Annotated in this window: 10 protein-coding genes; 7 read left to right on the top strand and 3 right to left on the bottom strand. The window is 62.4% G+C overall.

Annotated features, from left to right (window positions below):
- Positions 1 to 53 precede the first annotated feature (53 nt).
- The gene (locus ABDB81_RS21370; protein ID WP_346813474.1) at positions 54 to 992 is read left to right on the top strand and encodes a LysR family transcriptional regulator; all 939 of its coding nucleotides are present in this window, start codon (positions 54 to 56) and stop codon (positions 990 to 992) included.
- Positions 993 to 1,250: 258 nt separating this feature from the next.
- Here ABDB81_RS21370 and ABDB81_RS21365 read toward each other — a convergent pair whose 3' ends face one another.
- Both ABDB81_RS21365 and ABDB81_RS21360 read right to left on the bottom strand, forming a co-directional pair.
- The gene (locus ABDB81_RS21365) at positions 1,251 to 2,810 is read right to left on the bottom strand and encodes a methyl-accepting chemotaxis protein (protein WP_346813473.1); all 1,560 of its coding nucleotides are present in this window, start codon (positions 2,808 to 2,810) and stop codon (positions 1,251 to 1,253) included.
- A gap of 196 nt (positions 2,811 to 3,006) precedes the next feature.
- On the bottom strand, positions 3,007 to 3,930 hold the full coding sequence (locus ABDB81_RS21360; RefSeq protein WP_346813472.1) for a LysR family transcriptional regulator: 924 nt from the start codon (positions 3,928 to 3,930) through the stop codon (positions 3,007 to 3,009).
- Between the two features lie 140 nt (positions 3,931 to 4,070).
- Between ABDB81_RS21360 and ABDB81_RS21355 the strand changes: the two genes are divergently transcribed.
- The 6 genes from ABDB81_RS21355 to ABDB81_RS21330 all read left to right on the top strand — a co-directional run bounded on the left by ABDB81_RS21355 (position 4,071) and on the right by ABDB81_RS21330 (position 10,527).
- The gene (locus tag ABDB81_RS21355) at positions 4,071 to 5,159 is read left to right on the top strand and encodes a tartrate dehydrogenase (RefSeq protein ID WP_346813470.1); all 1,089 of its coding nucleotides are present in this window, start codon (positions 4,071 to 4,073) and stop codon (positions 5,157 to 5,159) included.
- Between the two features lie 161 nt (positions 5,160 to 5,320).
- Positions 5,321 to 5,473 (top strand): hypothetical protein, encoded by a 153-nt coding sequence (locus ABDB81_RS21350; protein WP_171020366.1) that lies wholly within the window; start codon positions 5,321 to 5,323, stop codon positions 5,471 to 5,473.
- Between the two features lie 4 nt (positions 5,474 to 5,477).
- Complete coding sequence (locus ABDB81_RS21345; protein WP_346813468.1) at positions 5,478 to 6,755, top strand: glycerate kinase; 1,278 nt, start codon at positions 5,478 to 5,480, stop codon at positions 6,753 to 6,755.
- A gap of 12 nt (positions 6,756 to 6,767) precedes the next feature.
- Positions 6,768 to 8,186, top strand: coding sequence for a pyruvate kinase (pyk, locus tag ABDB81_RS21340; protein ID WP_346813467.1), 1,419 nt, complete (start codon positions 6,768 to 6,770; stop codon positions 8,184 to 8,186).
- Positions 8,187 to 8,197: 11 nt separating this feature from the next.
- A complete protein-coding gene (eno, locus tag ABDB81_RS21335; protein WP_346813465.1) occupies positions 8,198 to 9,490 on the top strand; it encodes a phosphopyruvate hydratase in 1,293 nt (430 codons plus the stop codon).
- 44 nt (positions 9,491 to 9,534) lie between these two features.
- Complete coding sequence (locus ABDB81_RS21330; RefSeq protein ID WP_346813464.1) at positions 9,535 to 10,527, top strand: tripartite tricarboxylate transporter substrate binding protein; 993 nt, start codon at positions 9,535 to 9,537, stop codon at positions 10,525 to 10,527.
- 232 nt (positions 10,528 to 10,759) lie between these two features.
- On the opposite strand, the gene ABDB81_RS21325 is transcribed toward ABDB81_RS21330, so the two are convergent.
- On the bottom strand, positions 10,760 to 11,938 hold the full coding sequence (locus ABDB81_RS21325) for an MFS transporter (protein ID WP_346813462.1): 1,179 nt from the start codon (positions 11,936 to 11,938) through the stop codon (positions 10,760 to 10,762).
- Between the last annotated feature and the right edge of the window lie 81 nt (positions 11,939 to 12,019).

The following is a 12,019-nucleotide window of genomic DNA, read 5'->3' as shown; positions in this document are numbered from 1 at the left end:
GCGCGCATCATTTCGAAATAGAATCGATCGCAAATCATCGTTGCACAAATGAAATGACGAAGCTTCCGGATTTCGAAGGGCTGGCAATGTTCGGCAAGGTGGCAGAGGAGGGGTCGTTCGCCGCGGCGGCGCGTACGATGGGGATCTCCGTCGCGACGGTATCGCGCGGGGTGGCAAGGCTGGAGGAGCGGTTGGGCGGGCGCCTGCTCAATCGCACGTCCCGGCACCTGGCCCTGACCGAGTTCGGTGCCACGATTGCGGAGCAGGCGGGAAATCTCTATCGGCAGGCAGAAGCAGCCGAGAACGTCGCACGCGAACTGTCGGTCAAGCCGCGTGGGCTGATACGGCTGGCGGTGCCGATGTCGTTCGGGGTCCGATGGGTGGCACCGTTGCTACCGGGATTCTTCGAGGCCTATCCCGAAGTGTCGATCGATCTGCATCTGTCAGATGCCACGGTGGACATCGTGGCGCAAGGGTTCGATGCGGCGCTGCGTATCGCTGCCTTACCGGATTCCTCGCTCGTCGCCCGGCAGTTGTGCCCGGTTTCCCAGATCGTCGTGGCGGCCCCGGCCTACCTGGAACGCGCTGGCCGCCCGACCCATCCGCGCGACCTTGAAGCAAGACCTTGTTTTTCCTATGCGTACCGGGCGCGCAGCGATGTATGGCGCTTCGTCAACGACGCAGGCGAAGAACATCCGGTGACGCCCGTTGGCCCGCTGCGCGTGACCAACTCCGAGGCCCTGCTGCCCATGTTGCTCGCAGGCGAGGGCATTGCCGAATTGCCCGAGTTCATGGCCGGTGAGTATCTGGCCGATGGAAGGCTGGAAACGCTCCTGCATGGCTGGCACCTGACGCGGGGCGGCTTGTATTTCGTCACCCCCTCGGCCCGCGCCAGACCCGCAAGAATCACGGCACTGATGGACTACTTTGCCAAACACCTGTCGTCGCCCGCGTGGGCTGGGCAGCGCGATACAACATTGCTTTCCAGATAGGGGTTTCCGCTGCGATCTGGCCTGATGTCCGCAAGCGGGGTGCGTGACTGGCTAGCGTCGACGCCGCTGGGTCCAGTCCGTTCGGGCTTCGCAGCTGCACATCTCATTTAACATAATGCTTATTCTTGCCAAAACAAATGTTGGCCACAAATAGTAATGTCACAAATAATCCGACATCACGCGAATGACCATCCCCGGTGGGTAGACCCACACGGCGGATGGTCGCTGTGTTGTTCTCGAACCAGGCGGACGGGCTGCTTAAGCGAATTGGCCTGCGGTCTTGAAATACATCACCTCGTCCTTCATACCCACTGCCTGCTCGCGAAGAGCCTGCGCTGCTGCGGAAGACTCCTCGACCAGCGCTGCATTTTGCTGGGTCGCCTGGTCGATCTGGGTAATGGCAAGACTCACCTGTTCAAGGTTCTTGCTTTGCTCGTCGGAAGCCGCGGAGATTTCGCCGATGATGTCCGAGACGCGCTCGATTGCCGTATTGATCCGTTCCATTGCGGCACTGACGCCTTCGGCCTGCTGGGCACCCACTTGCACCTTCACGGTTGATGCCTCGATCAGTTCCTTGATTTCCTTGGCTGCGCCAGACGCCCTTTGTGCCAGCGATCGTACCTCGCCCGCGACAACCGCGAAGCCTCGTCCTTGCTCGCCAGCACGTGCTGCCTCGACTGCGGCATTGAGTGCCAGGATATTCGTCTGAAATGCGATGCCTTCGATCATGCCGGTGATCTCTGCGATCTTCCTCGACTCGGCACTCACCTCACCAACCGTCTGCACCATCGCGGCCACATCGGAACGCCCGGACTCCGTCATTTCTCTGGCACTGCCGGCGAGGGAAGTCGCCTGGCGCGCATGGTCGGCATTCTGATTCACCGTTTCCGTCAGCTCGACCATGCTCGCCGCAGTCTGCTCGATCGAAGCAGCCTGCTGTTCGGTGCGAGAAGAGAGATCCAGATTGCCGGATGCGATCTGGCCCGCAGCGCTGGCGACCGCCACGCTGGCCGTTCGGATATTTCCGACCGTGCCCCCGAGCTTGTCATTCATGTCCTTCAGCGCTTGCAACAGCTCGCCGGTCTCGTCACTGGATTTCACAACGATCTCGCTGGACAAGTCACCATCGGCCACGCGACGCGACACGCTGACAGCTTGTGCCAGCGGACGGCTGATGCTGCGCGTCAGGAAGTACGCACAGATGATCCCAAGTACCAGGATGAGTCCTTCGAGCACCAGCAGCAGTGCGCGACTCTTGGCGGCAACGCCATCAATCTCCTTGGCGGTATCGTCAATGGTGCGTCGCTGCACTTCAACCAGCTCGCGCATCGTGCCCTGATAGGCGTTCGCCGCTGGGGTGAACACCTTGTCCAGAATACGCGTGGCTTCATCGACATTACCAGCCGCCTTGGCCTTGTTGATCTCGTCGCGAGAACTCAGGTAGGCCTTCCGGGATTCGCCGATCTTGCTGAACAGCGCCCTTTCTTGTTCCGTGGAGATCAGTGCTTCCACTTTTTTCTGAAGTTCGCCCGAGCTCTTGGACGACGCCGCGGCCTCTTCGGCGAAATATGGGCCCAGCGCAGGATCAGTACTCTTCGCAATGGCGCTAGTGCGTCGGATGCCCGATGCCAGATTGGCATACCAGTCGCCAATCAGTCTCTCCTTGAGGAGCGGCACCTTCATCATCTCGCGCGTCGCGGCTGCAACGTTGTCAAGCCGCCAGATGGCGATAGCGGTAATAGCAATGGAAAATGCCAGAATCAGGGAGAAGCCAAGCCCCAGCCGCTTGCCAATCTTCATATTGCCGATAAACGCCATCCGTATCTCCGTTGTCCCTACGCCCTCGGCAATAGGGTCTGCTTGGTTTTTGTCTGCCCTGCCGCGTAGTCGACGCGCAAGATTAGGCACTGTCGCTTGCAGAACGGCTGTTCAATTGCCATCCTCAACCCAACTTTGGTGGGGTATAGATAGCGACCAAGACGGATCCTCGGTCCCTGCCGGCCCAGAGCTGGGCCTACTGGCCAAAGGCCGCGAATTTTTCGCCGAGATACTCGACGAACAGCCGGATTCGGGACGACAGTTGATGCCTTTGCTGGTACACCGCGTAGATGTTTGCCTCCGGGGTGGCATATTGCGGCAGCACCTGCACCAGCCTTCCGCTGCGGAGATAGCGGTCGACGTCCCACTCGGCGCGCAGCACGATGCCGTGCCCCTCCAACGCCCAGTTCACGGCAATTTCGCCGTCATTCGTGGTGAGGTTGCCTCGGACATGGATCGCTTCGGTACGTGCCTTGGCACCTTTGACTGGCGTGAGCCGCCAAACGCCGTAGGCATCGCTCCCCTGCCGGATGCCAATGCAGTTGTGGCGCTGCAGGTCTGCTGGCGTTTGCGGCGTGCCGTGCTCGCGCAAGTAACGTGGCGAGGCAACCAGTAGCCGCCGGTTTGGTGCGAGTTTGCGCGCCACGATGCGCGCGTCGGGCGGCTCGCCGAACCGCACGCAGACATCGAATGCATCCTCGGTCAGTGGCGGCGGGTCCGCAGACAGTTGCAGTTGGACATCGACTTCGGGGTACATCCGGCTGTAGCCGGAGATCACCGGCGCCACATGCATGCGGCCGAAGCCGAGCGTGGCATTGACGCGGAGCAAGCCGCTCGGCTTGCCCTTGGCACTGGTCAGCAGTTGCTGCAGATCGTCCAGTTCGCCCAGGATACGGCGGGCATGCTCGAGCAAGACCTCCCCTTCCGGTGTCAGGCTCATGCGCCGCGTGGTACGCGTCACCAACGGCATGCCGATGCGCGCCTCCATCTGGCCCAGCCGCTTGCTGACCGCCGCCGTCGTGATGCCCAGATCCCGCGCTGCGGCGCTCAGGCTGCCAGCCGTGGCTAATGCCGCGAAGAAGCCCAGCTCGGCCGGTTGGATCGCACTGTTGGCAACCATATTCACTTTCAACCTACAGGTTAAGAATGGTTTAACTTTAGCCACGATCCAAAACTTCGTCCACCGTCCAGAATCCGTCCCATGCTCTCGACAGCACGAAGGCACCAAAACGGATTTCCAGACCAGACAGGAGACGAAAGATGAAGACGTACAAGATCGCAACTATTCCGGGCGATGGCATTGGCAAGGAAGTGGTCCCCGCTGGCCGCGAAGTCATGGAAGCCTTGGCCGCCGCTGGCGCAGAATTCCGCTTCGAGTTCGAAAACTTCGACTGGGGCGGCGACTACTACCGCAAGCATGGGGTGATGATGCCGGCCGATGGCCTCGACGCCCTGCGCAACAAGGACGCGATCCTGTTCGGCTCCGCTGGCGACAACCAGATCCCGGACCACATCACACTCTGGGGACTGCGCCTCAAGATTTGCCAGGGCTTTGACCAGTACGCCAATGTGCGCCCCACGCGCATCCTTCCCGGCATCGATGGGCCGCTCAAGCGTTGCGCACCGGAGGACCTGAACTGGATCATCGTCCGCGAGAACTCCGAAGGCGAATACTCCGGCGTGGGCGGCCGCGTGCATCAAGGTCATCCGATCGAAGCCGCGACCGATGTGTCAATGATGACGCGCGTCGGTGTGGAGCGCATCCTCCGGTACGCGTTCAAGCTGGCCCAGTCGCGGCCGCGCAAGCTGCTGACCGTGATTACCAAGTCGAACGCACAGCGTCACGCGATGGTGATGTGGGATGAAGTGGCCGTGCAGGTAGCGAAGGACTTCCCTGATGTCACATGGGACAAGGAACTGGTGGACGCCGCCACCGCACGTATGGTCAACCGCCCCGCCACACTCGACACCATCGTCGCCACCAATCTCCACGCCGACATCCTGAGCGACCTGGCCGCTGCGCTGGCTGGCAGCCTGGGCATTGCCCCCACCGGCAACATCGATCCGGAGCGCCGCTATCCGTCTATGTTCGAGCCGATCCACGGCTCCGCCTTCGACATCATGGGCAAGGGCCTGGCCAATCCGGTCGGCACGTTCTGGTCCGTGGTCATGCTGCTGGAACATCTGGGCGAGAACGCCGCCGCGCAACGCGTGATGGCCGCGATCGAAGCCGTGACCGCCAATCCGGCGCTGCATACCGGGGACCTCGGCGGCAAGGCAAAGACCGTGGACGTGACCAAGGCGGTCTGCGACTACCTGGCGGCGCACCACCAGGCCAAGGCTGCATAAGGCTGCGTTCGCCCCTTCACCTGTAGACCCTTCGCACCCGGCCATGGCCGGGCTGCCAGCAGGCGCGCGCCCACCGTGCGTCTGCTTCCTTGCGGACTCCGACAACGGCCAGCAGAGCCCTCGACCGCAGGCGACTCACCTCGAATCAGCAGGAGACAGCCATGATTCAAAGGCTATTGGGCAAGCTGTACGTGCAGGTATTGCTTGGCGTCGCACGCATGAAGAGCAGGAAGGAACTGGGCCGCGTGGGCGTGCGCGCCCTGCTCTGTCGTTTGTCTCGCGTCGCCGATGCGCACGCTGGCCTGATGCACTGAGGCGATGACGATGACATTCGACACCCCACAGGCCAGCGCGTTGCTGCGCAGCATGTTCGATGCGGCCATCGCCGCCGCGCAGCCGTCGCTCACGCTGGCGCGCCATTTGCCAGACCGCCCCAAGGGACGCACCATCGTGATCGGTGCCGGCAAGGCATCGGCAGCCATGGCGCACGCCTTCGAGAAAGCCTGGCAAGGTCCGATGCAGGGTCTGGTGGTAACCCGCTACGGCTATGCGGTGCCATGCGAGCAGATCGAGATCGTGGAAGCGGCGCATCCCGTGCCCGACACAGCTGGCAACGAGGCGGCCCGCCGCATGCTGGAACTGGTATCCGGGTTGACGGAGGATGATCTGGTCGTAAGCCTGATATCCGGTGGAGGTTCCGCCCTGCTACCGCTGCCGCTTGCAGGTATCTCGCTCGATGACAAGCAGCAGATCAATCGCGATCTGCTCAAGTCAGGCGCCACGATCACCGAGATGAACTGCGTCAGACGCCATCTCTCGGCGATCAAGGGCGGACGGTTGGCAGCGGCCTGCTACCCGGCTCGCGTCTGCAACCTGCTGTTGTCGGACGTTCCGGGCGACGACCCGATCGACATTGCATCCGGCCCCACTGTCCCAGATCCTTCAACCCGTCAGGACGCCATCGATATTCTCCGGCGCTACGGACTGGCGTTGTCAGAGCACGTCATGCGCGTGCTGGAATCGGAGGTGGCCGAATCGGTAAAGCCCGGCGATACGCGACTCCCGCGCATCGACACCACGTTGATCGCCACGCCACGGATGGCACTGCAAGCGGCTGCGAGCGTTGCCCGCGACGCGGGCCTCGGGGTGCATCTGCTGGGCGATGCGATCGAAGGCGAGTCGCGCGACGTGGGGCTGGTGCTCGGCGCTCTCGCGCTGGAATCGGCCAACCACCAGCTGTTCCCGTCGCCGTGCGTGCTGTTGTCGGGCGGAGAAACGACCGTGACCGTACGCGGCACAGGACGTGGCGGTCGCAACGTCGAATTCCTGCTCGCGCTTGCCATGACGTTGCGCGGCGATGCTCGCATCCATGCCCTCGCGGGTGACACCGATGGCGTCGATGGCCAGGAAGAGATTGCCGGCGCCATCGTGACGCCCGACACCTTGCGGCGTGCCTGGGCAATGGGTATCCGTCCGCAGGATGCGCTGGGCAACAACGATGGCCACGGCTTCTTTGAAGCCCTCGGGGATGCCGTCGTAACCGGCCCCACCCTCACCAACGTCAACGATTTCCGCGCGATTCTGATCGCGCCCTGATGGAGTATGACCATGAGACGCCTCCGCAACGCGAAGATCGTGGCGACGCTGGGTCCTGCCAGCACGTCACCCGAGATCATCGAGGCCCTGTTCGACGCTGGCGCCGATGTGTTCCGTCTGAACTTCAGCCATGGCAGCCATGACGACCATCGGCAACGGCTCGATACGATCCGGGAAATCGAGCAAGCGCGCGGTCGCCCTATCGGCGTGCTGCTCGATCTGCAAGGCCCGAAGCTGCGGATCGGCACGTTTGCCGACGGCCCCATCCAGCTTCCGGCGGGCGCATCGTTCCGCCTCGACCTGGACCGCGATCAGCCGGGCACGGTTTCCCGCGTCAGCCTTCCGCATCCAGAGATATTCGCCGCACTGCGTGAAGGCACCGAACTGCTGCTTGACGACGGCAAGATCCGCCTGCGCGTGGACCATTGCGGTAGAGACTTTGCCGAAACCACGGTCGTCAATGGCGGGCCCCTGTCCGACCGCAAGGGCGTCAACGTGCCGGGCGTGGTGCTGCCGCTGTCGGCGATGACCGAGAAGGACCGTCGAGACCTCGACTTCGGACTCACGCTCGGCGTCGACTGGATTGCGCTGTCGTTCGTGCAGCGTCCCGAGGATATCCAGGAGATCAAGGCGATCGTGCAGGACCGCGCCGGAATCGTTGCAAAACTGGAAAAGCCTGCCGCGATCCAGAGTCTGGACGCCATCGTTGCCGAAGCCGACGCGGTGATGGTGGCGCGCGGCGATCTCGGCGTGGAGATGCCAGCCGAGCAGGTGCCATCGCTCCAGAAGCAGATCGTGCGCGCCTGCCGCAAGGCGGGCAAGCCAGTCATTGTGGCCACGCAGATGCTGGAGTCGATGATCGCGACGCCTGTACCCACGCGCGCCGAAGCCTCCGATGTGGCCACGGCCGTCTACGACGGCGCCGATGCGGTCATGCTCTCGGCGGAATCGGCCTCGGGCCGGTATCCCGTGGAAGCTGTGACGATGATGAACAGCATCATCACGCGCACCGAATCCGATCCGCATTATCACGACGCGATTCAGTCTTCGCATACCCCACCGCGCGCCGAGGCAGCCGATGCCATCGGCTATGCGGTGCGACATGTGGCCGGGCTGCTCAAGGTCCCGGCCACAGTCGCCTACACCAGTTCCGGCTATTCCGCGCTACGCATGGCACGTGAGCGGCCCGAAGTGCCAATCCTGGGCATGACGCCGCGTATCGCCACAGCTCGCCGCCTGGCACTCGCATGGGGTGTCCATGCCGTGCTGTGCCATGAAGTCGTCGATGTGCTGGAAATGACCGACCTGGCAAGCCGAACCGTCGTCAAGGAACGCTTCGGCGAACCCGGTCAGTCGATCGTGATCTCCGCCGGCTTGCCGTTCACCGTGGCGGGCACCACCAATCTTCTGCGCATCGCGCAGGTCCAGTAAGGGGAAACCGCATGTCAGTGATCCAGGAAGTGCGTGGCTACGAAATCCTCGACTCGCGCGGCAACCCAACCGTGGCTGCCCGGGTGCTGCTGGCCGATGGCAGTGAAGGGTTCGCGGCGGCCCCCTCGGGCGCTTCGACGGGCGCGCGCGAGGCCATCGAGCTGCGCGATGGCGAGCGGGATCGCTACGCCGGCAAGGGTGTGCGCAAGGCTGTCAGGCACATCGACGTGGATATCGCACGAGCGCTGGCAGGCATGCGTGCATCGGAGCAGTCGGACATCGATCAATGCCTGATTCGGCTCGACGGCACGGCCGACAAGTCGCGACTGGGCGCCAACGCGTTGTTGGCCGTCTCGTTGGCCACGGCGCGCGCGGCTGCAGCTTCGGCAGGTGTACCGCTTTACCGCTCGATTGGCGGCGACCGCGCACAGATGCGCTTGCCCATGCCGATGATGAACATCATCAACGGTGGTGCGCATGCCGACAACAGCGTGGATATGCAGGAGTTCATGATCCTGCCAGTTGGTGCCCCATCGTTCTCGGAAGCCGTGCGTTGGGGTGCGGAAGTGTTCCATACGCTCAAGGCGCTTCTGAAACAGCGCGGCCTTTCCACGGCAGTCGGCGATGAAGGCGGCTTTGCGCCGGACCTGAAATCCAACGAACAGGCGCTGGAAGTCATCATGCAAGCCATCCACGCCGCCGGCTTCCAGGCTGGCCGCGATATCGCACTGGGCCTGGACGTGGCGAGTTCCGAGTTCCATCGGGACGGAAGCTATGTCCTGCAGTCCGAGAACCGCAGCTACGACAGCGGCGGCTTTGTCGATTTGCTCGCAGGCTGGGTGTCGCAATACCCCATCGTCACGATCGAAGACGGCATGGCCGAGGACGACTGGCAAGGGTGGAAGTTGCTGACCGAGCGTCTGGGCGACCGCGTGCAGTTGGTAGGTGACGATCTGTTTGTCACCAACACCGCCATCCTTCAGGAAGGCATCGATTGCGGCGTGGCCAATGCCATCCTCATCAAGCCGAACCAGATCGGCACGTTGAGCGAAACACTGGCGGCCATCGAGATGGCGCATCGCGAGGGCTATGCATCGGTGATGTCGCACAGGTCCGGCGAGACCGAAGATACGACGATCGCCGATCTCAGCGTCTGCACCGCTGCCACGCAGATCAAGACCGGTTCGCTGTCGCGTTCCGACCGCGTTGCCAAATACAACCGCCTGCTCTACATCGAGGCCGAACTTGGCTGCGCAGCCACGTTCGCCGGTCGTGCTGCGTTTTCAAGTTCGCGCCAGATCTAGCACATCAACGCGCATTGCCATCACTACAATCAAAGGAGACAAACATGCGTACATTCACCACTCAACGCGTCCGTAGCCTCTGCGGGCTTTTCGTGATCGGCTTTGGAATCTGCGCAGCGTCGCAGGCATCTGCACAGGACTGGCCGGCCAAGCCGATTAGCTTGGTCGTTCCGTTCCCGTCTGGCGGCACGACCGATGTCCTGGCACGCGCGCTGGGCGATCAGTTGTCCAAAGCGCTCGGCCAGCCCGTCATTGTCGAAAACCGTCCAGGCGCGGGCGCCACGGTCGGAGCTGACTACGTTGCGAAAGCCAAGCCCGATGGCTACACGCTGTTGATGGGCGCTGTGCACCACACCATCGCCACGTCGGTCTACAAGAAGCTCCCCTACAGCTTCCAGAAGGACCTGACCCCGGTCTCCACACTGGCGATGGTCCCCAACGTGCTGGTCATCAACAGCGCGAAGACGCCTGCAAAGAATGTGGCCGAGCTTGTCGCACTGGCGAAGAAGGCATCTCCAGAGTTGTCGTATGGCTCCAATGGCAACGGCACTGCGCAACACCTGATCGGCACCCAGTTCCAGGCGACAACCGGCGTCAAGTTGCTGCATGTGCCGTACAAGGGGAGTGGTCCGCTGACCACGGACCTGCTGGGCGGTCAGGTCTCCATGTCCTTCGACACCCTGACGACGGTGCTGCCGCATATCAAGGGCGGCAAGCTGAAAGCGCTGGCAGTCACCACGGCAAAGCGTTCCAGCGCCTTGCCTGACGTACCGACGATGGATGAGGCGGGTCTCAAAGGCTTCGACATTGGTACGTGGTTCGGCGTGCTCGCTCCCGCAGCAACACCCAAGCCCGTCGTCACCAAACTTAACACCGAAATCGTGAAGATTGTCAGCTCACCCGACTTCCAGCAACGTATGCTCGCTGCAGGTGCCGAGCCAATGTCTAATACGCCTGAAGCTTTTGCCAAGCGCATCAATGATGAGACCAGCAAGTTCGCTACCCTCGTAAAGGAGGGCAATGTCACCATCGAATAGTTTCGAGATGCTGCCTCAGGGGAAGTGAACAGTGATGCGCGACTGGAGACAGGCCGCCGAGTGGGTCTCCTGCGCCCCAGCCGCGCAGAGCATTAGATATGACGTGGCATCTGTCTGATAGGGGATATCAACGGCCCCGCACGCCCGTGCTGACATCTGAAAATGGCCAGCCCTACGACAGATGAGCAAAGCCTGGACACGTGATGTTGGCGCATTATCCGGATGAACAACTTCACCGCGCTTTCTCCGGTTGCATATGAGCGAGTGGCTCATTGACAACTTGAGCATCGTCAATCTTCGCGGCACGGGCCGTCATCCATGCCAGTACTGCACCGATGAGCAGCAGCGTTGCGCTGGCTTCAAGCGTGCTGCGGTAGCCGTATGTATCGAAGAGGATGCCACCCACGGTAGAGCCCAGTGCGATCGAAAGTTGGACGACTGCCACCATCAGGCCACCGCCTGCTTCGGCATGGTCCGGAAACGTGCGCGTGATCCAGCTCCACCAACCGACGGGCGCGGCAGTTGCCACCAGCCCCCACAATGCCAGAAGCACGACCACACTGATGGTGTGATGGCCCAGGCCGATCAGTGCGAGTGCGATGGCGGCCATCAACATCGGAATTGCCACGAGCGTGGCGTGGAACGCCCGCTTCAGCACGGCGCCGATCAGCATGGTGCCGACAAATCCCGCCATGCCGATGGCCAGCAGGATCAGGGACAAGCCGGATGCATCGACATGCGTGACCGTTTCGAGAAACGGCCGGACGTAAGTGAACAGCGTGAATTGCCCGGAGAAGAATACGCCGGCTGCGAGCATGCCCAGCCGCACTACCGGGCGCTTCAGGTGCACGAAAACATTGCTGCTGCCTTTGGGCCGGATCGGCACTGGCATGGCGGGAAGGCTGAACCATTGCCAGGCGAGTGCGAGGAGGGCAATCGGGACGAGGCAATAGAATGCGCCGCGCCAGCCGATGAGTGCGCCGAGATAGCTGCCGACCGGCGCCGCCACGACTGTGGCCAATGCGTTGCCGCTATTGAAGATTGCCAATGCGCGTGGCACCTGGTGCGTGGGCACCAGGCGGATTGCCGTGGCCGCCGACATCGACCAGAAGCCGCCGACCACAACCCCGATCAATGCGCGCCCGGCCATGTAAACGCTGTAGTTCGGGGCCGCCGCGATAACGGCACCCGATGCCGCCATGACCGCCGTAAGCCCAAGCAGCAGCAACTTTCGGTTCATGCTGCCCGCCATGGCTGAGATGAACAGACTCGTGACGACGGCAAAGGCGCCGGAGATGGCAATGCCCTGCCCTGTCATTCCTTCGGTGACACGCAGGTCTGCGGACATTGGTGTCAGCAGACTTACGGGCATGAACTCCGAGGCAATCAGCGCGAAGACACAGAGCGTCATAGCGAAGACGCCGCTCCAGTAGGCCGGCGGCTGCGAACCTTGCGCAGGCGAGTCCGGATATGTTGGGGAGGTGCTGGGTAG

The sequence above is a fragment of the Cupriavidus sp. DL-D2 genome (assembly GCF_039710735.1).
GTDB lineage: Bacteria > Pseudomonadota > Gammaproteobacteria > Burkholderiales > Burkholderiaceae > Cupriavidus.
Note: the sequence above shows the minus strand (reverse complement) of the source record. Positions and strands in the feature narration are given on the sequence as shown.